Raw genomic sequence first — 25,016 nt, forward strand, 5'->3', positions numbered from 1 at the left:
GCCAGCCCGTCAGGGCAACACTGGAGAATCATGAAATTGCAAAAGATCGAAGCTGGGAAACTGCTGCAGATGATGGGCTCAGGACAAACGCGACGCCGTGGCTCGAAGGCTGAACGAGCGTCCAAGGAAGACGTTGGATTACGAAACGCCGGCTGAACGGTTCCATCGAACTATTGCATCGACCGGTTGAATCCGCCCTTCGTCAACTGTCGCCAGGCATCGAGCGCGTCGCGCGGCTCTTGACATGATCGATGAACGCACGCAGCTTCGGCATGATCTGGCGGCGGCTCGGATAGTAGAGAAACACGCCAGGGACCATCGGCGCGTACGCCTTCAGAACGTCCACCAGCTTTCCCGTTCGCAACCCCTCGGCGGCCATCGGCTCGGGTAGCTGGGCAAGGCCAACGCCTTCGATCGCCGCGCCCAGCACGCTCGGAAAATCGCTGGCGATGAAAGGACCGGAGACGGCGATCTCGATCGGCTGGCCGTTATCGTTGAACGACCACAATGCGAGCGCGCCGCTGGAGCGCCGCCAGCGAATGCATGCATGCTCGCGCAGATCGTCCATTTGCTCGGGGCGGCCGCGCGCCGCGAAATAGGCAGGACTTCCCACGACGACAAAACGGAACGGTGCCGTGAGCGGCACCGCGACCATGTCGGCGGCGACGAACTGACCGAGCCGGATGCCGGCGTCGAAGCCTTCCGTCGCGAGATCGATCAGCTCCTTGCTGGCCGCTATTTCCACCTCGACCTCGGGATTGGCCTTGCAGAATGACGCGATTAGCGGCTCCAGCAGGATCGGCACGACTGCACGCGGCACGGAAAGACGCAACAGGCCGGACGGTCGCTCGCCGAGTCCGCGCGCCACCTCGCTGGCGGCGACGAGTTCCTCGAAGGCGGGCTTGGCCCGAGCGAGAAAGCGCTCGCCGGCTTCGGTCAAGCCGACGCTGCGCGTGGTGCGGATGAAGAGCGTCGCACCGAGGCGGACTTCGAGCACACGCACCGCCTGACTGACGGCCGACGGCGTCACGCCCAGTTGCGCGGCGGCCCCGCGAAAACTGCGATGCTCGGCAACGCTGAGGAAGACTTCGACGCCGTCGAGCGCGCCCTGCCTGACTGTGAAGTTCTGCTTCATAGCCTGTCAACATTGTGAGGAATAGTCACCCGCGCGAGACGATGGTACACCTAACACCTGCGCATCCAACACTTGACAAGGAGGCACCATGTCATCGCGGCTTCTGTTCCAGTTGCACCTCGTTTTGGGCTATCTCGCCTGGCTGCTGTGCTTCGGCACCTACGTGTGGCCGAAGCTCAAGTCGATGGCTCCATTCGACGCGCAACGCGCGATCGCCACGTTGCACAGCTTCCGCTTCTTCGGGCTCGCCTTTCTGTTGCCTGGTGTCGTCAGTCCGCAACTGTCCGCGAGCTTCGCCGTGTTCGCCGCCTATGGGGATTTCGCCACGGGGGTGCTGGCGATGCTGGCTTTGCTGACGGCCCGGATACGTCCGCTTTTCTGGTCGTTCGTCGTCGCTTTCAATCTTGTTGGTATGGCCGACCTGATCATCGACTACTACCACGCAACCGCGGCCGATCTGCCCGCGCATGCAGGCGAGCTGGGCGCCTTGTACGCGATTCCGATCATCTATGTGCCGACGCTGGCGATCACGCATGTTGCCGCCTTCTATCTGATGTTGCGCCCTCGGCTGAAGCGGCGTCACGCCCGTCCTTCCGTCGGCCGTGACATCTCCCAGGCGTAGCCTGCTGCACTGGGCGCAGTTCGGCCACGTAACGAGGAATCCGATCAGCATCGAGCGACGTTTTTACGCCTTCCACCTGCGTTATGCTGTCGGTCGTCGAGTCGATGCTCGCGGCCTGAACGAAGCAGGTGCGCAAACCCGGCCTGATGCGGCCGGGTGGTACCCTTCACTGGCACTTCCGGCTTTCGTGCATGCGACCTGATTCTCGCGTCCCTTGGCCCGACGACGCGAGCAAACGCCCGGAACGACCACTGAACTCAGCGAGGTGCCGACGTGAAATACTGCATGCTATTTCTGCCGCTCGTTCTCGCCGCCTGCGCACAGGCACCGGAAGTGACAGCGCCGGCGCCATCGGCAACCACGGCGGCCGCCAACCCGGCGTCGCCGACCGGCACCGATCTGTTGACCCGATACCACTGGCAGCTGAACAACGCGATCGATCGCAATGGCACGCACATCGATGCCCTGTTCGTGCGCCCAGACAGGCCAGTGCAGCTCGACTTCAGTCCGTACCGGATCACCGTCGTCAATAGCTGCAACAGCATGGGAGCGGGTTACACCGTCAGGAAAGGGTATTTGCAGATCGGCCCCATGGTCAGCACGATGATGGCCTGCCACGATGCCGCACTTGCCGCACTCGACGATGCGATCTCGCAGCGTGTGCGCGGCAGCGTCAACGTGACCCTGCTCGCACGGGACAACGCGCCGAGCCTGCAACTGGTCACCGATAGCGGCGACACGCTGAGCTTTACCGGTGTGCCCACGGCCGAGATGCGCTACGGCGGCCCCGGTCAAATAGCGTTCCTTGAAGTGGCGGCGCAGTCCGTGCCGTGCAACCATCCGTTGATGCCGAACGCGCAATGTCTGCTCGTGCGCGATCGCTTCTTCGACGAGCAGGGCCTGGCGACCGGCACGCCTGGTCCGTGGCACCCGTTGAATCAGGATATCGAAGGCTACACGCACACGCCGGGCATCCGTAACGTCGTGCGCGTGAAGCGTTTCACAGTCAGGAACCCGCCTGCCGATGGGCCGTCGGTCGCTTATGTGCTGGACCTGGTCGTCGAATCGGAGAAGGTCGGGCAGTAATGCTTCTTCAAACGTGCCGCCAGGCACATTGGCGGCACGGCTCCCCACCAGCGTGACTTCACCCCTTCTGAATCAGCCGCCCCAGCGGCGCGAGCGGTCCCACCGGCAGGTATTCATACTTCATCAGCCCGTCAGCCACGAGCGGCAACGCGTTGAGTATTGCCTTGGCCTCGTCGACCGACCCGACGTTCATCAGGAAAATCGGTCCGGCCTTGTCGCGGAACCAGAACTGCTCGACCTTGCCGTCGAGATAAAGCTGGAGCGTGGCCGGCACCTCGTGGGGCATGTGCTGCTGGAGCTTGTCCGGGGTGAGGGTCGGTTGTGCGGTTGCGATGGCGAAAACTTTCATCAGTGACCTCCTGGGTCGACGTTGGTTGCGATGTACAACGGGGCTCACTGTAGCCCTCGGCCGGGAAAAGCTGTATCGTCGCAAATGACAACTTTAGGGTCATTTACGCCATGCGCATCGCCGTGCTCGCCTTGCAGGGGCTGTTCGACACCGGTCTCACCGTCATGCTCGACGCGTTCTCGCTCGCCAACCGGTTCGCGGCCGCGAAGTTGGGCGGGCGGCCGCACTTCGAACTGTCGGTCGTCGGCGTGCGCAAGAAGGTTCGCTCAGGGCAGGGGCTGACCATCCCCGTGCAAGCGATCACCGCGGACCTGAAGCCGGACTGGGTGATCATTCCCGCGCTCAGTACCGGTACGCCGGAGCAGCTGGTACCCGCGCTCGAGCGGCCGGACGTGCGCGACGCCAGGGCGCAGATGCTGGCATGGCATGCACAGGGCACGTTGATCGCCGCGTCGTGCATCGGCACGTTCCTCGTCGCGGAAACCGGACTCCTCGATCATCGCGAAGCGACCACGACCTGGTGGCTGGGTCCATTGTTCCGGCAACGCTATCCGGCCGTGTTGCTCGACGAGTCGCGCATGCTGGTGCCATCGGACGTCGGTGTGACTGCGGGCGCGGCGATGGGGCATCTCGATCTCGCGCTGTGGTTGATCCGCCGCGCGAGCCCCGAGCTGGCTACGCTCGTGTCGCGCTACCTGCTCGCCGACCTGCGCTCATCGCAGGCGCCGTACATCATCCCGAACCATCTGGCTCAGGCCGATCCGCTGATTCAGCGTTTCGAGCGATGGGCGCGCGATCATCTGAAGGAAGGGTTCTCGCTGCAGCATGCTGCGGCCGCACTGGCGACGAGCGCGCGTACGCTGCAGCGTCGTTGCCAGGACGTGCTCGGCAAATCGCCATTGGCTTACTTTCAGGATCTGCGTGTCGAGTATGCGCAGTCGCTGCTGCATGGCAGCGGCCTCGGCATCGACGCGATTGCGGCCGAGGTCGGCTATGTCGACGGTGCCACGTTGCGCACGCTGTTGCGCCAACGGCTCGGCAAAGGCGTGCGCGATCTTCGTGCGGATCTGCGTTGAAGGCTATAGCGAGCGCGGCAGCGAAGCCGATTGCAAAGTCGACTCTTACGCGCTTTCCGGATCGCAACCGACGCCTGGCTGCAATGCATGCGTGGCCCGCCGGCGGCTCGCGGCACGCCGCTTGCTATGCACCGCATTGCCGTATACCTTCGCGCCTCACATCCCCCAGCGCAGACACGGCGTGCGAGATGAAGCCGACTCGTGCGACCGCGTCTCTAAACCAAGATGGAGACAGTCATGCCCATGCAGCGCGCCGTTCCGTCATCCTTCTCTTTTGTTCCGGTCATTTCCGTCGCGTCATTGCTCGCGGTTCTATCGTTGAGCGGCTGTGGGGGCAGTGACAACATTCAGTCGACCGCCGCCGCGCCGCTTGGCTGCGCGCAGTTGACCGGCAAGAACGTGCCGGCGTCAGCAATCGGTTTGCCGACCACTGGCGCGACTGTGACTGCGGCGACCGTGATGCCCGCGTCCGGCTCGGGCGCGCAAGCGACCGGCGAGTATTGCCTCGTCAGCGGCGCGATCAGTCCCGTCGATCCCGCGGCGCCGCAAATCAAATTCCAGATCGCGATGCCGACCAACTGGAACAGCAAGATCATGATGTTCGGCGGCGGCGGCTACGACGGCACGATTCCCGCGCCGACAGGCAACGTGCCGGCCGGCCCGACCGCGCAACTGACTCCGCTTGGCCGCGGCTACGCGGTGTTCGCGAGTGACTCGGGACACGAGGCCAATGCGCTCGGCAGCGAGGACGCGTCGTTCGGCGTGAACGACGAAGCGATGCAGAACTTCAACGGCGACGCACTGAAGAAAACCCGCGACGCGGCCGTCTATCTGATCGACGCGCGCTACGCGGTGAAGGCGCCGAAGCGGGCGTATTTCGCGGGCGGCTCGTCGGGCGGACGCGAGGCGCTGGCGGTGGTGCAACGCTGGCCGCAGGATTGGGACGGCTCGATCGTGCTGTATCCGGCATGGGCGGCCGCGAGCCTCGATCTGCAGTTCGGCCGCATCACGCGCGCACTGGCGGCGCCGGGTGCCTATCTCGACCAGGCGAAGCGCAAGGTGCTGCTCGACACGGTGCTCGCGAGTTGCGACGCGCTCGACGGCGTTGCCGACGGTCTGATCAGCAACGTCGCCGCGTGCAACGCGACCTTCAATCCCGCGACGGCGACGCTGAACGGCACGCCGCTGCGTTGCGCGGGCGGCGCCGATACCGGCGACACCTGTCTGTCCGACGCGCAGATCGCGGCGCTGAACGTGTACAACACGCCGATCACGTTCGGCTACACCCTCGCGAGCGGCGAGACGCAGTATCCGGGCTTCAACGTGTACGGCGCCGATCTCGGCATCGCGAATCCTTCGGCGTTGCAGCCGACAGTGACCACGCTCGCGCTCGGCAGGTCACAGCCCGCATCGCCGATGCCCACGACCGCGCCGTATCTGAGCGTGTTCTGGGACCAGTGGATCCGCTACTTCGTCACGCGCGACCCGAACTACAACTCGCTCGCCGTCGATCCGCAGAATCCGGGCAGTCTGCAGGCGCGCATCAGTCAGCTGACGGGCCTGCAGGACGTCAACAAGACGGATCTGTCGGCCTTCAATGCGAAGGGCGGCAAGATCCTGATGGCGCACGGCATGGCCGACGCGCTGGTCAGCACGCGTTCGACCGAGCAGTACTATCAGCGTCTGCAAGCGACGATGGGCGTGTCCACCGTGGCGAACTTCGTGCGCTTCTACGAGATTCCCGGCTATGGCCATGCGCTCAGCACCGTGTTCAACGCCTCGTGGGATTCGCTGACGACGCTCGAAAACTGGGTCGAAAACGGCGTGGTGCCGCCCGCGCAGATCGTCGCCGATACGGCCGGCGTGCCCGGACGCACACGGCCGCTGTGCCAATATCCGACCTTTCCCCGCTATAACGGCTCGGGCGACGTGAACGTCGCGGCGAATTTCACCTGCGCAAGCCAGTAGGCGCTGTTCAACTGACGTTGAAATGCACGCGGATGTTTTGCGTGCTTTCGACGGGCCGGCCATCGCGCAGCGCGGGAAAAAAGCGCCAGCGCCGCAACGTGTCGAGCAGCAGCTGATTGAGACGGGGGTTCGGCGTCGCGTGAATGAGCTCGACATCGACCGAGCCGTCGGCGTGGATCGTGAAGCGGGCTGTCGCGATCGTCTGATAGGCCTGCTCGCGCAAGTCGTCGGGCAGCGTCGGTAGCGGTTGCGAGATGGAGCGGGCGGCGGTGTTGGAGCTTGCCGAGGCGGCTGGAGCGGCGTCGTGCTGTGCGGACGATTGCTGCGATCCCGCGGCGGCCGTTTGTTCCGGCTGATCATCTTGCGACGGGCGTTGTGCCTGACTAGCAACCGGTGCCGACGGCGCTGCGGCAGCGGGCGTCGTCAGCGTCTGCGGCCTGGTTGGCACAGGCGGCACCGCGCGATGCGCTGAGGTACGCGATTGCGTCTGCGCGTGCCGTGGCGCCTGTTCCGCTGGAACCGCAACCGGAGTTTGCGACGGACGGGATTCAGGCGGCGCAGGCTCGTCGAGCACGACCACGCGCATATCCAGTGGAGCAGGCGGTGGAGCTGGCTGACTCGACTTCAGCAACCCGGACGAGAGCGCCGCCAGCACCAGAAGCCAGATACCCAGCGAGATCAGACAAGCGACGGCGGTACCCAGCGGTCCCACAACGTGCCCCCCGAACAGCTTGCGGCAAGCTTTAATCACGATGCACGGCGATCAGAAAGTGTTCGGCGCCCGCACGTCGTGCCGCGAGCATGGCCTGCACGACCGCGCCGTGACCCGCGTGATCGTCGGCCGCGATGACGACGTTGCCGTCCGCGCGCAGCAGGCGCTTCACTTCAGGCTCGATCTGATCCGCGCGAACGACGTGGCGATTGACCGAGACCTCGTCGTTGCCGTTCACCGATATCGTCAGCGGCTCGCTCGTGCTGATCGGCTGCGCGCGTCCCGAAGGCAGATTGATCCGCACCGCGTCGAGACGTTGCATCGCCAGCGAGGCGAGCATGAAGGTCGCGAGCAGAAAAAACATCACGTCGATCATCGGAATGATTTCGATGCGGCCGCGCCGCGAGGCGCGCGAGCGTTTGAGTTTCATCAGCGCTCGCCTCGCGCCTCTTGTTGCAGGCGCAGCGCGCTGAGTCGCGCGTTGGCGAATAGTTCGAGTTCATCCATCAGACGCTCGAGCCGCCGTGAAAAATAGTTGAACGCGAACAGTGCGAAGACCGCGACGATGAGTCCGATCGCGGTCGCCACCAGCGACTGCGCCACCCCGCCCGTGACGCCGCCCGGATCTACGAGGCCATTGCCGCCGAACAGCTGGAATGACTTCATCATCCCGACGATCGTGCCGAGCAAGCCGAGCAGCGGCGCCGCCGTGACGATCGTCTCCAGTAGCCACAGACCGCGGCCCATGTCGCGCTCGATCTGTGACGCGATCGATTGCGCCGACGCCTCGCGCAGCCACAGCGGCGAGTCTGATTCCGACAGCCACGGTGCGGCCATGCGCCGAAACGCGTGGTGCGGGGCGAGGCGGTCGAGACGGTTGTCATCGGCTGACGACGTGGTTTGCAAAACACGCGCCGGTGCGCTTGCGAAGCGGGCAAACACATACGCCCGCTCGATGATGATGGTCAATGCGAGCACGCCGAGCACGCTGAGCGGATACATGATCCATCCGCCGGTGCGCATCGCCGCGATAAAGCCTGTCCATTCCTGCATGATGATTCTCCCTGCCGTCGATCAGAAGTACTTGGTCACGCCCGCATAAACCGCGAAATGCGGACCGTACTGCGGCGCGCCGACGCCGATGCCCGAGCCGTCACGCAACTCGTACACGCGGTTGAATGCGTTGATCACCACCAGACGCGCGTCGAACTTGCCGATCATCGGCTCGTTGAAGTGCTGGATTACGCCGAGGTTGAACTGCGCATAGACGGGCAGGCGATCGGTGTTCGCAAAGCCGCTGCGCAGGCCGGAGCCGACGATTCCGTCGAACGTGAAGGTGGTTTGGTGGAAGTCGTATGCCGCGCCGAACGATGCGGTCACGCGCTGGTCGTGATCGAGGTACACCCAGTTGTTCGAGATGTACGCCAGTTCGTCCGCACCGAAATTGAACTGCGCGGAGTTGATGTTCTTGCCTTGCGCGCGGCTATACGCGAGGTTCAGATACGCGGAGAGATTGTCCTGTTTGTAGTTGGCGGTGAATTCGACGCCATACGTTCTGCCGTACTGGTAGTTGAACGGCGTGTAGATCAGCGCGGAGCCGAACTGTCCTTCGTCGAGCAGGTCGGTCGATTTCTTGTAGTACGCGTCGAGTCCGAGCGTGACCGCAGGGCCGAGTTTCTGCGTGATGCCGAGATCGAAATAGTGGCTGCGTTCCGGCTGTACGGGATCGTTCTGTGTTACCGAACTCTGATTCGTCGTGCCGTCGAACTTCGATATCGTCGAGCCGGACACGAGTTCGAACGGCGGCGGCGTGAAGTAGCGCGCGTAGCCGGCGTGCAGCGTCGTGGACGACGTGAGCGTGTAGACGAGGCCGACGCGTGGGCTCAACTGGCTCGCGCTCGTGTACTCGTCCATGCGGTCGTAGCGCAAGCCATAGTTCAGCGTGAGCCGGTCGGTCAGCTTCCATTCGTCCTGCGCGTACAGGCTGTACAGATAGCCGGTCTTGCTGCTGCTGTCCTGGATGTTGAAGGGCACGTCGGAGAGCTGGTTGCCGTCCGCGTCGGCGGGGAACACAGACACGTTATTGTCGAATATCGCGTGTTCCTGCTGGAAGAAGACGCCCGCGCGAACCGTGTGACTGTCGTTGATGCGCCAGGTCGTATCGACCTGCACGCCGTTGGCTGTGTTGCTATGGAAGTCCTCCGATGCTACCCCGTTGAACATGAGGTCGCCGATCGGATCGGGGTTGAACTTCGTGCGCGTATAGCGCGTAAAGAAGGCGACTTGGTAATCGAGCGCGCCGCCGTTGGTGCCTTGAAGCGCGAGCGCCGCGAAATTGTTCAGCTCCGATTGCGTTTCGTTCAGTTGCGACGAATCGAACGTGCTGTGGCCGTTGAGCGCGAAGTTCGGCGTGAGCCCCGGCGTGTTCGGAATCTCGAACTGGTTGCTGGTCGCGCCGAACAACAGACTCACACGAGTGAGCGGATTGAGCAGATACGACAGATAGCCGAATGCATTGCCCTGGCGCGTGTGATCGTGAATCGCACTGGCGCTCGCCGTCGGATTCTCGATGCCGAGATTGTTCATGCCGAGCGAGCCGCTCAGGTAGTAGCTGAACGGTCCCTCGCTGCCGAACACGTCGGCGCTCGTTTTGACGGTCTGATGGCTGCCGCCGAATACGTCGATCGAGCCGCCGCTGCCCATGTCGCCCGATTTGGTGCGGATGTCGACGATACCGGCCGTGCGGTAGCCGTACTGCGCGGGCAGGGCGCCAGTGAGCAGGTTCATTTGATCGATGATGCGCGTGTCGAGCGACTGGCCGAAGCCGCTGATCGGCTCCGGAATGATGATGCCGTTGATCCGGTATTGCAAATTGGCGTGCTCGCCGCGCACGTGCAGCTGGCCGTACGAGTCGTTGGCGACGCCGGGCGCTTGCAGCAGCACCTGATTGAGCGGCGTATTCGCGCCCGCCGGCATCGTGTCGATGTCCGCCTGCGTGAAGCGATAGACGCTGCTGCCCGTTTCGGGCAGCAAGCCGTTGCGGGCAGCGTTCAGACGTTGTGCGTTGACCTGCACGTCGAGTGTATCGCTCTTTTGCAGTTGTACGCTGACGCTTGCCGGGGCGCCGGACTGGGCGGTCGCGATGCTGCTGCCGCTTGCAAAACCGGCCGCGGTGACGACGACCGCATACGTGCCGGGCGCCACGCCGTCGATCGAGAAGTGGCCCGACGTGTCCGTGTTCGACGCGCCGATGGAGGCGCCGCTCGCGTCCTGTACCTCCACTTTCGCGTGAGCGACGGGATGGCCCGCGGGATCGGAGACCGTGCCCGTCAACATGGCGTTGCCTGGCGCACCCCATGCGTTCGAGATGGCGGTACAGAACACGATCGCCGCCTGTGCGGTCAGTGTGCGGTTTTTCATTGTTGTTGCTCGCGCTAAGGACGATGCGTTGATAAATAGAAGCGTTCGGCAAAAGCTCGCCCACCTCGCCCCTGGCCGGCAGGGGAAGGACAGGCGAACTGGAGGTTGACGACGCGCGATAGCAGGCCCGTCGATCAGGCCTACTTTTCGATGAGAACGGTAATGGCGATGACGGTCATAAGTGGTCGTTGAGCATGGACTGTCCGCTCATAGGTCGGACGGATTTTGTTGGGCGTCGCAGTGGGCCGGTGTGAAAAACGGCAGGGCTGGAGCGCCAATTTTTGGTCATGTTATAACATAACAATTACAGCTGGCAAGTCGCAAGATGAAGGCCGCCGTAGCGCAACGGGTGAGCCATTTGCCCGTTGCCATTCGAAAAACTTGACACAGTGCATATGCACACATAAACTTCGCACCATGAACCGTCCTCTCTCCTACGACGAATGCAACTGCTTCGCGCTGCGCCAGGCGGCGCGGCACGTCACGCAGATGTACGAGCGCCATCTCGGCAGCGTCGGGCTGACCGCTGCGCAGTTCACGATCCTCGCGAAGCTCGCGCGCACACCGAACCTGCCTATGGCGGAGCTCGCGGACGCGATGGTGATGGAGCGCACCACGCTGGTCCGCGCGATGAAGCCCCTGCAGCGCGACGGCCTCGTGCTGGCCGAGGCGGCGGACCACGACAACCGCACGTTGCTGTTCAGCCTGACGGAAAAAGGCGAGACGACGTTCGATCAGGCCTCCGTCGCATGGCGCGCCGCACAGGACGAATTCGAAAAGAAGTTCGGCCGCGCCCGCGCAAAGACGCTGCGTACCGAGCTGTTCAGCATCACCGGTTAGATCGCGCGTAGGAACCCGCTTCGGCGGGTTTTATGACGCCGCTTAATGTGCATATGCACTAACGAGCAAAGGAAGTGCAGCGAATGGAAGCGCTTTTCGACGACGACTGCTTTGCGATCCGCCAGGCCGCGCGTCACGTATCGCAGATCTACGACCGGCACCTGTCGAATGTCGGACTGACCATCACGCAGTTTTCGCTGCTGGGGCGCCTGAAGCGCACCGGTCCGATGACGATGAAGCAGATTGCCGAGGCCATGCGCATGCAGCGCACCACGCTGGTCCGGACGATTCAACCGCTGCGACGCGACGGGCTGGTGTCGAGCGAGGCGATGGGCGCGGATGCGCGCGCGCTGCTGATCTCGCTGACCGCTGCGGGCGAAGAGCGGCAAGACGCAGGCCGCGCTCATTGGTATGCCGCACAGGCCGAGTTCGAGCACCGCTTCGGCGAGGACCGCGCGGCTGCACTGCGCACCGAGCTGTTTGCGATCACCCGGGATACGCTTTGACATAAACGCTGAAGATAGCGGAGGCCGGCGCACTGCGCCGTTTTTTTCAATCTGAAGAGTGCATACGCACATATCGACACCATGTCCACAACTCCTTCGACCGTCGCGCCGCCAAGCGCGGTACAACCCGCCAGACAGGTGCGGCGTATCCCGTGGATGCTGCTCGCGATCCTCTCCGTTCTCGTCGTGTTGGCGCTTGCCACTTCGTACTGGTTTTTCGTCGGCCGCTTCGTCGAGAGCACCGACGATGCGTACGTCGGCGGCGACGTCACGGTGATGGCGCCGAAGGTCAACGGCTTCGTCACCGACGTGCTCGTGCACGACAACGAGTTCGTGCACGCCAACCAGGTGCTCGTGCGTCTCGATGCCCGCGACTACGACGCGCGCCTCGCCCAGGCCAGCGCTGAAGTGGAGAGCGCGCAGGCCGCCGTCACCGAACTCGAAGCGAAGAAATCACTGCAACTCGCGGCGATCAACGAGCAGGCCGCCGAGGTCCGCGCGTCGGGCGCCGAGCTCACACGCAGCGCCGCCGACCAGACGCGCTACCGCGAGCTCGTGAAAGACGACGCGGTGTCGAACCAGGTCGTCGAGAAGGCCGACGCCGATCTGACCAAAGCGCGCGCCGCGGTCGATCGCAGCAGCGCGGCGCTGCTCGCGGCGCAACGCCAGATCGCGGTGCTCGACGCTCAGATCGGCGACGCGAAAGCGCGCATCGCGACCGCGCAGGCCGCGCAGCGCGTCGCCGCGTTGAACGTCGAGTACACGACGATCCGCTCGCCGATCGATGGCTATGTCGGCAATCGCACGGCTCGCGTTGGGCTGCTCGCCAACACGGGCGTGTCGCTGCTGACCGTCGTGCCGGCGAGCGGTTTATGGATCGACGCGAACTTCAAGGAAGATCAGCTGCGCAAAATGCATTCGGGCGACAGCGTCGACGTCGAACTCGATGCGTCGAGCACGACGCTGCACGGCGTGGTCGACAGTCTTGCACCGGCGACCGGTGCGACCTTCAGCGTCTTGCCCGCGGAAAACGCGACCGGCAACTTCACGAAGATCGTGCAGCGCGTGCCGGTGCGCGTGCGCCTCGACGTGCCGAAGGACATGCAGGGCGTGCTGCGTCCGGGCCTGTCCGCGACCGTGAAAGTGCACCTCGATGCGGGCCATCCGGCCGCGCAGGGATGAACCGATCATGACTCACGCTTTTGACAACCCCGCCGACCAGCCGACCCGCACCAAGGTCTTCGCATTCGCGCTGATGTGCGTCGGCTTTTTCATGGCGACGCTCGATATCCAGATCGTCGCATCGTCGCTGCGCGATATCGGCGGCGGACTGTCCGCCAGTCAGGATGAACTCTCCTGGGTGCAGACCTCGTATCTGATCGCGGAGATCATCGTGATTCCGATGTCGGGGTGGCTCACGCGCGTGTTCTCGACGCGCTGGGTCTTCACCTTCTCCGCGTTCGGCTTCACGGTCACCAGCATGCTGTGCGGTCTCGCGTGGGACATCAACTCGATGATCCTGTTTCGCGGTCTGCAAGGCGCGCTCGGTGCCGCAATGATCCCGACCGTGTTCACGACCGCGTTCGTACTGTTTCCCGGCAAGCAGCGTTTGATCGCGTCGACGACGATCGGCGCGCTTGCGTCGCTTGCGCCGACGATCGGCCCGGTGATCGGCGGCTGGATCACGTCGCAATGGTCGTGGCACTGGCTGTTCTATCTGAACCTGGTACCGGGCGTCGCCGTCACGCTGTTGGTGCCGAAGTACGTGCATATCGACAAGGTCGATCTGTCCTTGCTGAAAAAGGGCGACTACTTCGGCATCTTGCTGATGTCAGGTTTTCTCGGTTGCCTCGAATACGTGCTCGAAGAGGGACCGCGCAAAAACTGGTTCGGCGACGACGTGATCGTGCTGTGCGCGTGGGTCGCGGCCATCTGCGGGTTTCTGTTCCTCGTGCATGCGTTCACCGCGAAGGAACCAATCGTCGATCTGCGCGCACTGGCGTTGCGCAATTTCGGTATCGGCAGTCTGCTGTCGTTCATTACCGGGATCGGCATCTTCTGCACCGTGTTTCTGACGCCGGTGTTTCTTGCGCGCGTGCGCGGCTTCGATTCGTTGCAGATTGGTCTCGCGTTGCTGTCCGTTGGCTGTTTTCAGCTGCTCGCGCTGGCCGCCTACTCGACGCTCGCGCGCTTCGTCGATATGCGCATGCTGATGGTGTTCGGACTCGCGCTGTTTGGGATCGGCTGCTATCTGTACGTGCCGTTGACGAACCAATGGGGCTGGCAGCAGTTGCTGATTCCGCAAGCGTTGCGCGGAATTGGCCAGCAATTCTGTATTCCGCCGATCGTGACGATGGCGCTGGGTGCGTTGCCGCCGTCGCGGCTGCGCTCCGCGAGCGGGCTGTTCAATCTGATGCGCAATCTCGGCGGTGCGATCGGCATCGCGGTCAGCAGCACGATGTTGAACGACCGTCTGAACCTGCACTACGAACGGCTCGACGAACATCTGAATGCGGGCCGTCCGGTCGTCGAATCGATCTTGCAGAAGCAGGCCGAGTATCTGTCGGCCGTTGGTGGTGATGTCTTGAACGCCGCGAGTGCGGGGCTCGCCGAATTGCACGCGGCATTGATGCGCGAAGCGCTGGTGCTCGCATTCTCGGACGCCTTTTTGGCGGTTGCGCTGTGCTTCGTGGTCGGCTTGCTGAGCGTGCTGTTTTCGCGCCCGTTCGGCAACAGCGCGCCCCCGCCCGATGCCCATTAGGAGACCAACATGAAACGAATCGTGATGAAGTTACTGGCGAGCGCGGCGTTCCTGACGCTCGCGGCCTGCGCGGTGCAACCCGCGACGCACGCGGATTTGCCGCATACGGTGCAGACGCTCGCGCCGGCCGCGTGGAGCGTCGACGCGCCGCAAGACAGCGTGAACACCGATGCCTGGTGGGCGCAATTCGGCGACCCGGTGATGCATCAGCTGATCGAATCGGTGTTGACCGGCAACCTCGACGTGCAGGCCGCGGCCGAACGCGTGAAGCAGTCGCAGGACCTGGTGACGCAGAATCGCGCGGCGCTGCTGCCGGAGCTGAATGCGAACGCGGGCGCATCGACCGAGCGGCAGAACACGCCGCCGCCGCTCGGCTATGTGCGCCAGGCCGGCTTCGGCCTCGCCGCGAGCTGGACGCCGGACGTGTTCGGCGGCGAACGTCTCGCGGTGCTCGCCTCGCAGGCGCAGGTGTCGGGTAGCGTTGCGGCGCTGAACCAGTTGCGGCTCGCGCTCGCCGCGAACACGGCGGCGGCGTATATCGATCTACGCTGGGCGCAGGCGCAATTGCAGATCCTCGACGACAACGAGCAGATTCGCAGCCGCGCGCTGAAGCTCACGCAGGAGCGTCTGCATTACGGCCTGTCGACGCAGCTCGACGTCGCCCGCGCGCAGAATCAGTTGCAGGACTTGCAGGCGCAGATTCCGCGTATGCAATCGGCGGTGCAGCATCAACTGAGTCTGATCGCCGTGTATTCGGGGCGTACGCCGGAAAGCCTCGATACGCTGCTGCTTTCCAACGCGCGCGAGATTCCGGTGCCTGCGCAAAGCGCGCCGCAGGTGTTGCCGTCCGACGCGTTGCTGCATCGACCCGACGTGCGCACCGCCTATGCGCTCGTCGAACAGCGTGCGGCGGAAGTGGGGGTATCGAAGGCGCAGCGCTATCCGCAGTTCAAGATCAACCTGACGAATGGGCTGCTCGCATCGTCGTACCTTGGCTTGCCGACGCTGACCGACAATCTGTTCAGCGCTGCGTTGAATGCGACGAGCCCGATCTTCAACGCCGGGCGCATCACCGCGAACATCGACGCGAGCGAGAGCCGCATGCGCGAATCGCAGCTCGGTTTGCAACAGACGATGTTGCAGGCGCTGAAGGAAGTCGAGGACAATCGCAGCGATCTCGTCAGCGGCGCGGTGCAGGTGCAGCGCCTGGCCGGTGCGCTCGATGCGTCGAATCACGCGCTGCGTTTGTCGACCGAGCTGTATAAGGGCGGTGCGTCGAGCTTCCTCGATGTGCTCGACGCGCAGGAAGCATATCTGCGCGACTCGGAGTCGCTCAACCAGGCCCGTCGCGAGCACGCGCTTTCGGCGATCGCGCTGTACCGGTCGCTGGGGGGCGGGTGGGAGCAGGGGGAAACGGTGGCGGCGCAGTGAAGGCAGCGACATGAAAGCGTATGGAGGGTTGAAGTCCGATCAAGCGTTTCGCAATCGTCACGAGTTGGTGCGCCCTTTCCGCATTGAGTCTTCCGGAATTCGCGCGGCGGCTCGGCTGGGTCGGGTTGCCTCGCACGCACCATCTGGCCGACACCACCCGCCTGCTGGCAACGCTCCCCGGAACCGATCCTCCAATCTTTGCTACATTCCTGCACAAGCACCGAATACGCGGCACCATGAAGATGCGTCCGCCAGCGACGCGCATGATCGGCAAATCGAAATCTTTCAAGAGGCTCAAGATGCGAATTCTGGTAGTAGGAGCGGGCGCGGTAGGCGGTTATTTCGGCGGACGTCTGGCCGCGGCCGGGCAGGACGTGACCTTCCTCGTACGCGCCGGTCGCGCGGAAAAGCTACGGAGCGACGGCCTCGTCATCAACAGCCCGCGCGGCAATCTCCAGTTGCCCGACGTGAAGACGATACTGGCCGGTGTCGCCGCCGAGCCGTTCGACCTCGTGCTGCTGAGCTGCAAGGCCTACAGTCTCGACGACGCGATCGATTCGTTCACGCCGTTCGTCGGCGAAGACACGCTGATCCTACCGATGCTCAACGGCATGCGCCATATCGACGTGCTGACCGCGAGCTTCGGCAAGGAGCGCGTGCTCGGCGGTCAGTGCGTGATCGCCGCGACGCTCGATGCCGAGCAGCACATCGTGCATCTGAACGACATGCACGCGATCACGTTCGGCGAACTCGTGGGCGGCACCTCGGAGCGCACCGAGGCGCTTGCCGATGCAATGTCCGGCGCGAACTTCGACGTCGCAATCAGCGACAACATCCTGCTGCGCATGTGGGAAAAATGGGTGTTCCTCGCCACATTGGCCGCGAGTACGTGCTTGATGCGCGGTTCGGTCGGCGATATCCTGGCTGCGCCGGACGGCAAGCGCGTGATTGAGAATCTGCTCGGCGAATGCCGCGCGGCGGCCGAGCACAACGGCTTCACGATGGCCGCGGACTTCGAGGTACGCGCCACCCAGGTGCTGCTGACGCCGTCGCCGCTGACCGCGTCGATGCTGCGCGACGTCGAAAACCGCTCGCACACCGAGGCGGATCATATCCTCGGCGACCTGATCTCGCGCGGCGGCGACGCGCAAAAGGGCGAACACGGCGTGTCGCTGCTGCGCATCGCCTATAGTCATCTGAAGACGTACGAAGCTCGCCAGACCCGCACTTCCTGACGGCTCGCCGCGGCCGACGCGAACGCGGATCGGGCGGATGGCGCGACGCACGCGAGCGCCGCCGCAACCTGACGATCGGAGGTCAAGCATGCCGGTTCCAACTGGATCGGTGCCCGCGCTCAGCGCCGCTTCCGCGACCGTGTTCTCGATCGGCATCGTGTTTCTCGGCTACTGGGGTATGTATGAGCCGACTGCCTGGCGCAAGGCCGACGTCGTGGTCTTTGTGCTCGCGCTGGCCGGCTTCGCCTGCCTGGGCCTCGTGCCATGGATGGCGACGAGTCCCGTCGAGCCGGAGAACAGCGACTCACGCGTGCGTATCGCGCGGCATCTGTTTCTCGCGGGCGTGACCGCGATCTGGCTCGCGGTGGCGGTATCCGTGATCTTCTGAAGCTCCGCGAAGACGCGCCGCCGCTTACTCCGGCATCTTCCTGAACGAGACCGCAATGCGGTTCCAGCCGTTGATCGCAACAATCAGCAGCGTCAGGTCGCTGATTTCCTGCTCGCTGAAATGCGGCTTCACCGCGTCCCATACCGTATCCGCACGCGCGTTTGCGCGACCAGCGTCACCGCCTCCGTCCATTCGAGCGCCGCGCGTTCGCGCGTCGGGCGTCCGTGGCGGTAAGCTTACGTTCGCCATTGGTCGGTCGAATAACCATTTCGCCGCTATTTGAGGTAACCACCCGAATGGACATTCACATCGCGGTCGAAGGCCATCACGATCTGTCCGGACAGATTTATCGGCAGTTGCGCGCGGGCATTCTCGAAGGGCGCCTTGCCGGCGGCACGCGTCTGCCGTCCACGCGCGATCTCGCGACGCAGCTCGGTGTGTCGCGAAAGACCACGCTCGACGTATTCGAGCGGCTGCTGTCAGAAGGTTATCTGAGCGCCCGCGCCGGTTCGGGCACCTTCGTCGCCGACGGACTCGAACGGTTGCCGGCCGAGCGTTCCGCCCACGCGCGCGCGGCTGCTCGTTCGCGCGAGCGGGCCGCCGCGCAAGCGAAGGCCGCCGCGCGCGCGCAGCCGCTGTGGGAGCAGATGCCCGACAGTCTGCCGTTGCCGCGGCCGTCGGTGCCGTCGCCGCTCGACTTTATCGGCGGCGCGACCGACAAGACGCTGTTTCCCTTCGACGTCTGGCGCCGCTGCGTGAATCATGCGCTACGCGGCCAGGCGCGCAGCCCCGGCACCTATCGCGACGCCGCGGGGGAGCAGCAGCTGCGGCTCGCGATCTCGCGCTACCTCGCTTTCAACCGTGCGGTGTCGAGCAACTGGGAAGACGTGATCGTCACGCAGGGCGCGCAGCACGCGCTCGATCTGATGGCGCGCATCACGCTGCGGCCCGGTGAAATCGCGGCCATCGAAGACCCCGGCTACCCGCCCGCTCATGCATGCTTCAAGGTGACCGGCGCGCGCGTGGTGCCGGTACCGGTCGATCGCGAAGGCCTGATCGTCGGCAAGCTGCCGGACAAGGCACGGCTCGTCTACGTGACGCCTTCGCATCAGTTTCCGCTCGGTATGCCGATGAGCCTCGAGCGTCGCGTCGAACTGCTCGAATGGGCGCAAAAGCGCGGCGCGGTCATCATCGAGGACGACTACGACTGCGAGTACCGTTTCGAAGGCCGGCCGATGGAGCCGCTGAAGAGCCTCGATCGCGCCGGCCTCGTCGCCTACGTCGGCACGTTTTCGAAGACGATCTTCCCCGAGCTGCGCATCGGCTACCTGGTGCCGCCCGCGTCGTTGCACGGCCCGCTGCTGAAGGCGCGGCAGATCGCCGATTGTCACGGCTGCACGCTGACGCAAACGGCGCTCGCGTCGTTCATGCTCAATGGCGACTTCGCGCGCCATCTGCGGCGCATGCACAAGGCTTACGCGGCCCGCCGCGCGATGCTGCTCGAGCATCTGCAAGGCGGTCTCGCGCGCTGGTTCGAGCCGATCGTGCCGACCGCCGGCATCCATCTGGCGGCGCGGCTCAAGGGGCCGTTGGCGTCGCTCGGCGAAGAGGTGCTCGTTGCCGCCGCGCGTGAAGCGTCGATCGGCCTCTATGGACTCGCGCCATTTCACCATCGCGTGACACCACAGCCTGGGTTGATCTTCGGCTATGGCAGCATCGCGGCCGAACATATCGACACGGCGCTGACGACGCTCGCCGACATCCTGCAGCGCATCGCACGCTGAAACGGAGCTCGCCGCAAGCGAGGCGCAGGCATCGTCGAAACGTTGGGGGTGCGTTGCTTGACGCGTCAAACGAAGAAAATGCCCTGTTTCAAGGGGCGAAAACATCGGCTCGCCCCGACGCAACCGCCTCGAAACCACGGCCGAAACGAACTGTAACGAGCGTTACTCCTGAATGTCAAAGCGCTCGCCACGCGCGTTTTAGCCGCTAAAACAGGGACTAAAACGTGTTGCACCGTCGGCGCCGCGCAAAAAACTTCGTCGCAATACATAAAAGAGTCGCGCAAATCGCTTTAGCGCTTGTAGAATCCGGCGTTGAAGCGTGCACATACGGTGTGCGCTTCGAGCAATTCACTGACCACAACAGGTAGGAGAAACATGCCGACTTCCGCAAAAAAGGTGGCCAAGAAGGCTGCTGCCCCGGTACCGACCAAGAAGGTTGCTGCAAAGAAAGTTCCTGCGAAGAAAGCCGTCGCAGCCAAGAAGGTCGCCGTGAAGGCGTCTGGCGCACCGTCGCCGATCAAGGACACCTTCACGAAGGCCTCGTTGGCAGCTCACATCGCTGAACGCGCTGCAGTGGAACCGAAGACCGCCAAGGCCGTGTTGGCCGCGCTCGAAGACACGATCCTCGGCACGGTGCACAAGAAGGGCGCTGGCGAATTCACGCTGTCGGGTCTGCTGAAGATCGTCGTGCAGGCTGTGCCGGCGAAGAAGAAGCGCTTCGGCAAGGACCCGTTCACGGGTGAAGAGCGCTGGTTCCCGGCCAAGCCGGCCAGCGTGCGCATCAAGACACGCGCGCTGAAGAAGCTGAAGGACGCAGCGGCAGCCTGAACGCGTTGCTCGCACGACTCAGGCGTCGGCATGGCGCTGTTGTGTTTAACCATGCCTGACGTTTGAGTGCGTGAAAAAGCGCCTGCATGCAGGTGATCGAAGTCCCCGTGGATGAAGATTCACGGGGACTTTTTTTATGCGCTCGCTTCGTAGTGCGCGTCGAGTCCATTGGCGAAACGGCAAGCGCGCCTCTCATAGTGTGCTCCCTGATGGCGCACACGCACCTGACTGGCGCATCATGTGCCACGACAGTACGATCAAGGCAATCCGACGCCCTGCGGATGCGCCATTAGCGGGCACGTCAACGCGCTCTATCCCGACACATTCAATGGCATAACGCTTGCTTGATCGAAGGTCGAATACCGAATGCGCAGCGCATTCGCCTTCTATTTGACAACAAGACTGGGGCTGACATGCGATGCTTTGACGAGATGCGCCATCACGCCGATGGCGTACGGCCGCATTACGCGCGCTTTGAGCGATGGTTGGACAGTCAGGGCGATGAAGCGATCGCACGCAAGCGCGCGGAAGCGGACCTGCTGTTCCGGCGCGTCGGCATCACGTTCGCGGTAAACGGTGACCTGTCAGGCACCGAGCGGCTGATTCCCTTCGATCTGATTCCGCGCATCATCCCGCGCGGCGAATGGCAGACGCTCGAAGCGGGTTTGCGACAGCGCGTGCAGGCTCTCAATCTGTTTATCCACGACGTCTATCACGATCGCAACATCGTGCGCGCGGGCATCGTGCCGGCCGACCAGGTCTATACCAACGCACAGTATCGTCCCGAGATGCAGGGCGTCGACGTGCCGCTCGGTGTTTACGCGCATATCGCGGGCGTCGACGTGGTGCGCGCCGGCGATGAAGGCGAATTCTACGTACTCGAAGACAATCTGCGTGTGCCGTCGGGCGTGTCGTACATGCTCGAAAACCGCAAGATGATGATGCGGCTCTTCCCCGAGCTGTTCGTGCAGAACCGCATCGCGCCGGTCGCGCATTATCCCGACCTGCTGCTCGATACGCTGCGCTCGGTCGCGCCCGCGGGCGTCGACGATCCGGTCGTCGTCGTGCTGACGCCGGGCATGTACAACTCCGCGTATTTCGAGCATACGTTCCTCGCGCAGCAGATGGGCGTCGAGCTCGTCGAAGGCAAGGATCTGTTCGTCGACGACAACTACGTGTTCATGCGCACCACGCAAGGACCGAAGCGCGTCGACGTGATCTACCGGCGCGTCGACGACGATTTTCTCGATCCGCTTGCGTTTCGCCCCGACTCCGCGCTCGGCGTACCGGGTCTGCTCACCGCCTATCGCGCCGGCCGCGTCGCGCTCGCGAACGCGATGGGCACCGGCATCGCCGACGACAAATCGATCTACCCGTACGTGCCGGACATGATCGCGTTTTATCTTGGCGAAAAGCCGATTCTGAACAACGTACCGACCTATCAGTGCCGTAAGCCCGAGGATCTCGCCTATACGCTCGCGCATCTGCCGGAGCTGGTGGTCAAGGAAGTGCACGGCGCGGGCGGCTACGGGATGCTGGTCGGCCCCGCCTCGACGAAGGCCGAAGTCGAGGCCTTCCGCGAGCGGCTGATCGCGCGTCCGGCCGGTTATATCGCACAGCCCACGCTGGCGCTGTCCGCGTGTCCGACTTTCGTCGAATCGGGCATCGCGCCGCGCCATATCGACCTGCGGCCGTTCGTGCTGTCGGGCAAGACCACCACGATGGTGGCGGGCGGCCTCACGCGGGTCGCGTTGCAGGAGGGCTCGCTCGTCGTCAATTCATCGCAGGGAGGCGGGACCAAGGACACCTGGATGGTCGACTGACGCGGTTGCCGCCGCGCTTTTCGCCTCGCTTCTCGCCTCGCTCGCAACAGAGCAGAGCAGGGCGTGACACTCGCAACCTGATGCGCGCTGGCGCTCAACGGATAACCAGCGCGGACCTTCGTCGCTGACGAAGGCCTCGCGCGTTCAGATCACAGACATGGAACGTCGTCATGCTTAGCCGAACCGCCGATCACCTCTTCTGGATGGCCCGCTATATGGAGCGTGCGGAGAACACCGCCCGCATGCTCGACATCAACCTGAAGGCGCAACTGCTGCCGCAGACGGCCGAACAGGAGGCTCGCGCGCAGCGCTCGGTGCTGCGCATCTCCGAGCTCGAAAGCGCCTTCGCGCAGCGCTACGACGAACCGACGCGCGAGCACATGCTCGACTTCATGATCGCCGACGCAAGTAATTCGTCGAGCATTCATTCGTGCCTGCAGGCCGCGCGTGAAAACGCCCGCGCGGTGCGCGGCACGCTGACGACCGAGTGGTGGGAAACCATCAACGACACGTGGCTCGAATTCAACGAGCGGCTCGCGAGCGGGCAGGCCGCGAGCAATCCGGGCTCGTTGTTCGAGTGGGTCAAGTTCCGCTCGCATCTGTCGCGCGGCGTGACGATCGGCACCGCGCTGCAGGACGACGCGTTCTTCTTCACGCAGCTAGGCACGTATCTGGAGCGCGCCGACAACACCGCACGGATTCTCGATGTGCGTTTCGCGAACGTCGAGCCGAATTCACGCGACGCGGCGCGCCAGCTCGAGGACTTCTATTACTGGACCTCGATCCTGAGTTCGGTGTCGGCGCTCGAGATCTACCGCAGGGTATATCGCGACGTCGTGACGCCCGCGCGCGTCGTCGAGCTGATGATCCTCAATCAGCAGATGCCGCGCTCGCTGCTCGCCTCGCTCGACGGCGTGTGCAGCAATCTCGCGATGCTGCGCACATCGGGCTCGAACCAGTGCGAGCGCTTCGCCGGCAAGCTGCGCGCCGAGCTGTTGTATGCCGACATCCGGCAGATTTTCGAAAGCGGTCTGCACGCCTATCTGACGCAGTTCCTCGCTCGCGTGTTCGATCTGGGCAATCTGGTCGCGCGTACTTATCTGATGCTGCCAGTGGCCTGACGGAGTTTTCTCATGTACCTGACGATCCGCCACGACACCTCCTACCGCTACGAAGCGACGGTTCACTATTCGATCCAGCAGTTGCGCCTGACGCCCGCGAGCGGCGCCGGACAGACCGTGCGGCGCTGGAACATCGACGCGCCGGGCAAGCTCGACGCGACGCTCGACGCCTACGGCAACGTGCTGCACACGCTCGTCATGAACAAGCCGCACGACGAGATTCATCTGCGCGTGTCGGGCGAGGTGGACACGATGCCGCTCGTCGACGGCGTGCTGGGTGATCCGCCCGGCCCGATTCCGCTCGAGCATTTCACCTGCGCGACGCGTCTGACCGAAGCCGACGGCGCGATCCGCGAACTGGCGGAGTCGGTGGCGAATCTGGCGAGCCCGGCAAGCCTGCTCGCGCTGTCCGAGCAGATCGTGCAGCGCGTGCAGTACCGGCCCGGCGTAACCGAGGTTACGAGCACGGCCGCCGAGGCGCTCGCGCTCGGCAACGGCGTGTGCCAGGACCATGCGCATCTGATGCTCGCGTGCTGCCGCGCGCGCGGCGTGCCGGCGCGCTATGTGAGCGGATATATCGAACCCGGCGACGTGCCGCATGGCGCGAGTCACGCGTGGGTCGACGTATGGCTCGAAGGCAAAGGGTGGATTTCGATCGACGTCACGCATGCCGGGTTTGCCAGCGAGATCTACTGCCGGCTCGCGGTCGCCCGTGACTATGAGGCCGCGGCACCGGTGCGCGGCCGACGCATCGGCGGACTCGAAGAGGAGCTTCACGTGGCGGTGGCGGTCAGCGCGCAGATGTCGCAGTAGCCGCATTGCAACGCCAACGCGCGCGACCGCATTTAACATTCCTGCCACGTGTTCGGAATCAGCTGCCAAAGGCTGCAAAAAGGCTGCAAAAAAGGCCGTAAACACGGATAAAAGGCGCCTGTGCGCCGCATTACAATAGCTCCGTTCCTTTGCCTTCCGCGGATTCCTTATGACTTACTGCGTAGCGATGGCCGTCAACGACGGCCTCGTATTTTTGTCCGACACGCGTACCAATGCGGGCGTCGATCACATCAGTACCGCGCGCAAGATGTCGGTGTTCGAGCAACCCGGCGAACGCATGCTGGTGCTGCTCGGCGCCGGCAATCTGTCGATCACGCAAGCGGTGCTGCACGAGCTGTCCGAGCCCGCCGATGCCGGCGAGCCCACGCTGTGGAGCGTGCCGACCATGGCGGACGCCGCGCGCGTGGTCGGCAGCGCGGTGCGTCGCGTGCATGAGCGCGAGGCCGAGGCGATGCAGAAGTTCGGTGTCGACTTCAATTGCAGCTTCATTCTCGGCGGCCAGATCGCGGGCAACCGGATGCGCCTTTTCATGATCTACGCGGCGGGCAATTTCATCGAGGCGTCGGCCGTGAATCCGTATTTCCAGATCGGCGAGGCGAAGTATGGCAAGCCGATCATCGATCGGGTGCTGACGCCGTCCACACCGCTCGACGAGGCAGCGAAGTCCGCGCTGATCTCGATGGACTCGACGCTGCGCTCGAACCTGTCAGTGGGCTTGCCGCTCGATCTGCTCGTGTACGAGAAGGATGCGCTGCGGGTCACGCGGTTCGTGTCGATCGATCGCGACAACGCGTACTTCGACATGCTTCACCGCACGTGGGGCGAGCGTCTGCGCCAGGTGTTCGCCGAGATTCCCGATCCGGACTGGCAGCAGTCGCTGGATGCGCCGTCGCTGCAGTCGGAGCGGGCGCTGGTGCTATATCGCGCGCCGGTCGGCGCCGATGGCGTCGAGCATGAGCACGATGTGTCGCCCGCGCAGATTCTCGCGCAGGCCGACAAGGGCAAGGCGCAGCGGCGCTAGCTGCGTTGGGTTCGGAGCGCGCGTCAGGCTCGCTTGGGCCCGCACCAAAACCTCAGGACGAAAAAAAACCAGCCAT

24 protein-coding genes and 1 pseudogene are annotated in these 25,016 nt (G+C 63.9%); 18 read left to right on the forward strand and 7 right to left on the reverse strand.

The window, feature by feature from the left end; translation table 11 throughout:
* Window positions 1–30 precede the first annotated feature (30 nt).
* Window positions 31–156, forward strand: a complete 126-nt coding sequence (locus HDG34_RS39485) for a hypothetical protein (protein ID WP_260321344.1) — start codon at window positions 31–33, stop codon at window positions 154–156.
* 46 nt (window positions 157–202) lie between these two features.
* Here the strand turns inward: HDG34_RS39485 and HDG34_RS26340 are convergent, their stop codons facing one another.
* On the reverse strand, window positions 203–1,135 hold the full coding sequence (locus tag HDG34_RS26340; protein WP_184063497.1) for a LysR family transcriptional regulator: 933 nt from the start codon (window positions 1,133–1,135) through the stop codon (window positions 203–205).
* Between the two features lie 88 nt (window positions 1,136–1,223).
* Between HDG34_RS26340 and HDG34_RS26345 the strand changes: the two genes are divergently transcribed.
* Window positions 1,224–1,757, forward strand: a complete 534-nt coding sequence (locus tag HDG34_RS26345; RefSeq protein ID WP_090807165.1) for a hypothetical protein — start codon at window positions 1,224–1,226, stop codon at window positions 1,755–1,757.
* Between the two features lie 273 nt (window positions 1,758–2,030).
* Complete coding sequence (locus HDG34_RS26350) at window positions 2,031–2,843, forward strand: DUF4377 domain-containing protein (protein WP_311734747.1); 813 nt, start codon at window positions 2,031–2,033, stop codon at window positions 2,841–2,843.
* A 58-nt stretch (window positions 2,844–2,901) separates the two neighbouring features.
* Here HDG34_RS26350 and HDG34_RS26355 read toward each other — a convergent pair whose 3' ends face one another.
* The gene (locus HDG34_RS26355; RefSeq protein WP_184025141.1) at window positions 2,902–3,192 is read right to left on the reverse strand and encodes a hypothetical protein; all 291 of its coding nucleotides are present in this window, start codon (window positions 3,190–3,192) and stop codon (window positions 2,902–2,904) included.
* Between the two features lie 110 nt (window positions 3,193–3,302).
* On the opposite strand from HDG34_RS26355, the gene HDG34_RS26360 reads away from it, so the two are divergent.
* Both HDG34_RS26360 and HDG34_RS26365 read left to right on the forward strand, forming a co-directional pair.
* Window positions 3,303–4,268, forward strand: coding sequence for a GlxA family transcriptional regulator (locus HDG34_RS26360; protein WP_184063500.1), 966 nt, complete (start codon window positions 3,303–3,305; stop codon window positions 4,266–4,268).
* A 243-nt stretch (window positions 4,269–4,511) separates the two neighbouring features.
* Window positions 4,512–6,236: a tannase/feruloyl esterase family alpha/beta hydrolase gene (locus tag HDG34_RS26365; protein WP_184063578.1), complete on the forward strand. Its 1,725-nt coding sequence runs from the start codon at window positions 4,512–4,514 to the stop codon at window positions 6,234–6,236.
* Between the two features lie 7 nt (window positions 6,237–6,243).
* On the opposite strand, the gene HDG34_RS26370 is transcribed toward HDG34_RS26365, so the two are convergent.
* From HDG34_RS26370 to HDG34_RS26385, 4 genes are read right to left on the reverse strand one after another with little or no spacing between them, the layout of a single operon-like run.
* Window positions 6,244–6,987 carry a TonB family protein gene (locus HDG34_RS26370; RefSeq protein ID WP_311734748.1) on the reverse strand — a complete coding sequence of 248 codons (744 nt, stop codon included), beginning with the start codon at window positions 6,985–6,987 and terminating at the stop codon, window positions 6,244–6,246.
* Window positions 6,980–7,378, reverse strand: a complete 399-nt coding sequence (locus HDG34_RS26375; protein WP_184007118.1) for a biopolymer transporter ExbD — start codon at window positions 7,376–7,378, stop codon at window positions 6,980–6,982. The genes HDG34_RS26370 and HDG34_RS26375 overlap by 8 nt, the downstream gene beginning before the upstream one ends.
* Window positions 7,378–8,001, reverse strand: coding sequence for a MotA/TolQ/ExbB proton channel family protein (locus HDG34_RS26380; protein WP_184063503.1), 624 nt, complete (start codon window positions 7,999–8,001; stop codon window positions 7,378–7,380). Before HDG34_RS26380 ends, HDG34_RS26375 begins: the two co-directional genes overlap by 1 nt.
* Window positions 8,002–8,022: 21 nt before the next feature.
* Complete coding sequence (locus HDG34_RS26385; RefSeq protein WP_184063506.1) at window positions 8,023–10,368, reverse strand: TonB-dependent receptor; 2,346 nt, start codon at window positions 10,366–10,368, stop codon at window positions 8,023–8,025.
* 417 nt (window positions 10,369–10,785) lie between these two features.
* Between HDG34_RS26385 and HDG34_RS26390 the strand changes: the two genes are divergently transcribed.
* From HDG34_RS26390 to HDG34_RS26420, 7 genes are all read left to right on the forward strand, one after another.
* Window positions 10,786–11,208 (forward strand): MarR family winged helix-turn-helix transcriptional regulator, encoded by a 423-nt coding sequence (locus tag HDG34_RS26390; RefSeq protein WP_090807156.1) that lies wholly within the window; start codon window positions 10,786–10,788, stop codon window positions 11,206–11,208.
* Between the two features lie 83 nt (window positions 11,209–11,291).
* Window positions 11,292–11,714 carry a MarR family winged helix-turn-helix transcriptional regulator gene (locus HDG34_RS26395; protein WP_184063509.1) on the forward strand — a complete coding sequence of 141 codons (423 nt, stop codon included), beginning with the start codon at window positions 11,292–11,294 and terminating at the stop codon, window positions 11,712–11,714.
* Window positions 11,715–11,795: 81 nt separating this feature from the next.
* Window positions 11,796–12,896: an HlyD family secretion protein gene (locus tag HDG34_RS26400; protein WP_184063512.1), complete on the forward strand. Its 1,101-nt coding sequence runs from the start codon at window positions 11,796–11,798 to the stop codon at window positions 12,894–12,896.
* Window positions 12,897–12,903: 7 nt separating this feature from the next.
* Complete coding sequence (locus tag HDG34_RS26405; RefSeq protein ID WP_090810214.1) at window positions 12,904–14,475, forward strand: DHA2 family efflux MFS transporter permease subunit; 1,572 nt, start codon at window positions 12,904–12,906, stop codon at window positions 14,473–14,475.
* A gap of 9 nt (window positions 14,476–14,484) precedes the next feature.
* A complete protein-coding gene (locus tag HDG34_RS26410; RefSeq protein WP_184063515.1) occupies window positions 14,485–15,906 on the forward strand; it encodes an efflux transporter outer membrane subunit in 1,422 nt (473 codons plus the stop codon).
* Between the two features lie 299 nt (window positions 15,907–16,205).
* Window positions 16,206–17,141: a 2-dehydropantoate 2-reductase gene (gene panE, locus HDG34_RS26415; RefSeq protein WP_184063518.1), complete on the forward strand. Its 936-nt coding sequence runs from the start codon at window positions 16,206–16,208 to the stop codon at window positions 17,139–17,141.
* A gap of 88 nt (window positions 17,142–17,229) precedes the next feature.
* On the forward strand, window positions 17,230–17,529 hold the full coding sequence (locus HDG34_RS26420; protein ID WP_184063521.1) for a hypothetical protein: 300 nt from the start codon (window positions 17,230–17,232) through the stop codon (window positions 17,527–17,529).
* 24 nt (window positions 17,530–17,553) lie between these two features.
* Here HDG34_RS26420 and HDG34_RS26425 read toward each other — a convergent pair.
* Window positions 17,554–17,741 (reverse strand): annotated as a pseudogene (locus HDG34_RS26425) (carboxymuconolactone decarboxylase family protein); the annotation flags it as partial.
* Between the two features lie 84 nt (window positions 17,742–17,825).
* Between HDG34_RS26425 and HDG34_RS26430 the strand changes: the two are divergent.
* The 6 genes from HDG34_RS26430 to HDG34_RS26455 all read left to right on the forward strand — a co-directional run bounded on the left by HDG34_RS26430 (window position 17,826) and on the right by HDG34_RS26455 (window position 24,940).
* Window positions 17,826–19,313, forward strand: a complete 1,488-nt coding sequence (locus tag HDG34_RS26430; RefSeq protein ID WP_090807146.1) for a PLP-dependent aminotransferase family protein — start codon at window positions 17,826–17,828, stop codon at window positions 19,311–19,313.
* A gap of 375 nt (window positions 19,314–19,688) precedes the next feature.
* Entirely contained in the window at window positions 19,689–20,141 is a 453-nt protein-coding gene (locus HDG34_RS26435) for an HU family DNA-binding protein (protein WP_090807144.1), read from the forward strand.
* A 413-nt stretch (window positions 20,142–20,554) separates the two neighbouring features.
* Window positions 20,555–21,964, forward strand: coding sequence for a circularly permuted type 2 ATP-grasp protein (locus tag HDG34_RS26440; RefSeq protein WP_184063524.1), 1,410 nt, complete (start codon window positions 20,555–20,557; stop codon window positions 21,962–21,964).
* A 170-nt stretch (window positions 21,965–22,134) separates the two neighbouring features.
* Window positions 22,135–23,085: an alpha-E domain-containing protein gene (locus HDG34_RS26445; protein WP_090807140.1), complete on the forward strand. Its 951-nt coding sequence runs from the start codon at window positions 22,135–22,137 to the stop codon at window positions 23,083–23,085.
* Between the two features lie 12 nt (window positions 23,086–23,097).
* Window positions 23,098–23,898: a transglutaminase family protein gene (locus HDG34_RS26450; RefSeq protein WP_184063527.1), complete on the forward strand. Its 801-nt coding sequence runs from the start codon at window positions 23,098–23,100 to the stop codon at window positions 23,896–23,898.
* A gap of 169 nt (window positions 23,899–24,067) precedes the next feature.
* Complete coding sequence (locus HDG34_RS26455) at window positions 24,068–24,940, forward strand: proteasome-type protease (RefSeq protein WP_184063530.1); 873 nt, start codon at window positions 24,068–24,070, stop codon at window positions 24,938–24,940.
* The last annotated feature ends 76 nt before the right edge of the window (window positions 24,941–25,016 follow it).

The organism is Paraburkholderia sp. HC6.4b, assembly GCF_014200875.1.
Taxonomy (GTDB): domain Bacteria; phylum Pseudomonadota; class Gammaproteobacteria; order Burkholderiales; family Burkholderiaceae; genus Paraburkholderia; species Paraburkholderia tuberum.

What these genes read in the sequence shown, in the direction of transcription:
- HDG34_RS39485 (WP_260321344.1), top strand. Translation starts at nt 31, where the DNA reads ATGAAATTGCAAAAGATCGAAGCTGGGAAACTGCTGCAGATGATGGGC.
- HDG34_RS26340 (WP_184063497.1), bottom strand. Translation starts at nt 1,135, where the DNA reads ATGAAGCAGAACTTCACAGTCAGGCAGGGCGCGCTCGACGGCGTCGAA.
- HDG34_RS26345 (WP_090807165.1), top strand. Translation starts at nt 1,224, where the DNA reads ATGTCATCGCGGCTTCTGTTCCAGTTGCACCTCGTTTTGGGCTATCTC.
- HDG34_RS26355 (WP_184025141.1), bottom strand. Translation starts at nt 3,192, where the DNA reads ATGAAAGTTTTCGCCATCGCAACCGCACAACCGACCCTCACCCCGGAC.
- HDG34_RS26360 (WP_184063500.1), top strand. Translation starts at nt 3,303, where the DNA reads ATGCGCATCGCCGTGCTCGCCTTGCAGGGGCTGTTCGACACCGGTCTC.
- HDG34_RS26365 (WP_184063578.1), top strand. Translation starts at nt 4,512, where the DNA reads ATGCAGCGCGCCGTTCCGTCATCCTTCTCTTTTGTTCCGGTCATTTCC.
- HDG34_RS26375 (WP_184007118.1), bottom strand. Translation starts at nt 7,378, where the DNA reads ATGAAACTCAAACGCTCGCGCGCCTCGCGGCGCGGCCGCATCGAAATC.
- HDG34_RS26380 (WP_184063503.1), bottom strand. Translation starts at nt 8,001, where the DNA reads ATGCAGGAATGGACAGGCTTTATCGCGGCGATGCGCACCGGCGGATGG.
- HDG34_RS26385 (WP_184063506.1), bottom strand. Translation starts at nt 10,368, where the DNA reads ATGAAAAACCGCACACTGACCGCACAGGCGGCGATCGTGTTCTGTACC.
- HDG34_RS26390 (WP_090807156.1), top strand. Translation starts at nt 10,786, where the DNA reads ATGAACCGTCCTCTCTCCTACGACGAATGCAACTGCTTCGCGCTGCGC.
- HDG34_RS26395 (WP_184063509.1), top strand. Translation starts at nt 11,292, where the DNA reads ATGGAAGCGCTTTTCGACGACGACTGCTTTGCGATCCGCCAGGCCGCG.
- HDG34_RS26400 (WP_184063512.1), top strand. Translation starts at nt 11,796, where the DNA reads ATGTCCACAACTCCTTCGACCGTCGCGCCGCCAAGCGCGGTACAACCC.
- HDG34_RS26405 (WP_090810214.1), top strand. Translation starts at nt 12,904, where the DNA reads ATGACTCACGCTTTTGACAACCCCGCCGACCAGCCGACCCGCACCAAG.
- HDG34_RS26410 (WP_184063515.1), top strand. Translation starts at nt 14,485, where the DNA reads ATGAAACGAATCGTGATGAAGTTACTGGCGAGCGCGGCGTTCCTGACG.
- panE (WP_184063518.1), top strand. Translation starts at nt 16,206, where the DNA reads ATGCGAATTCTGGTAGTAGGAGCGGGCGCGGTAGGCGGTTATTTCGGC.
- HDG34_RS26420 (WP_184063521.1), top strand. Translation starts at nt 17,230, where the DNA reads ATGCCGGTTCCAACTGGATCGGTGCCCGCGCTCAGCGCCGCTTCCGCG.
- HDG34_RS26430 (WP_090807146.1), top strand. Translation starts at nt 17,826, where the DNA reads ATGGACATTCACATCGCGGTCGAAGGCCATCACGATCTGTCCGGACAG.
- HDG34_RS26435 (WP_090807144.1), top strand. Translation starts at nt 19,689, where the DNA reads ATGCCGACTTCCGCAAAAAAGGTGGCCAAGAAGGCTGCTGCCCCGGTA.
- HDG34_RS26440 (WP_184063524.1), top strand. Translation starts at nt 20,555, where the DNA reads ATGCGATGCTTTGACGAGATGCGCCATCACGCCGATGGCGTACGGCCG.
- HDG34_RS26445 (WP_090807140.1), top strand. Translation starts at nt 22,135, where the DNA reads ATGCTTAGCCGAACCGCCGATCACCTCTTCTGGATGGCCCGCTATATG.
- HDG34_RS26450 (WP_184063527.1), top strand. Translation starts at nt 23,098, where the DNA reads ATGTACCTGACGATCCGCCACGACACCTCCTACCGCTACGAAGCGACG.
- HDG34_RS26455 (WP_184063530.1), top strand. Translation starts at nt 24,068, where the DNA reads ATGACTTACTGCGTAGCGATGGCCGTCAACGACGGCCTCGTATTTTTG.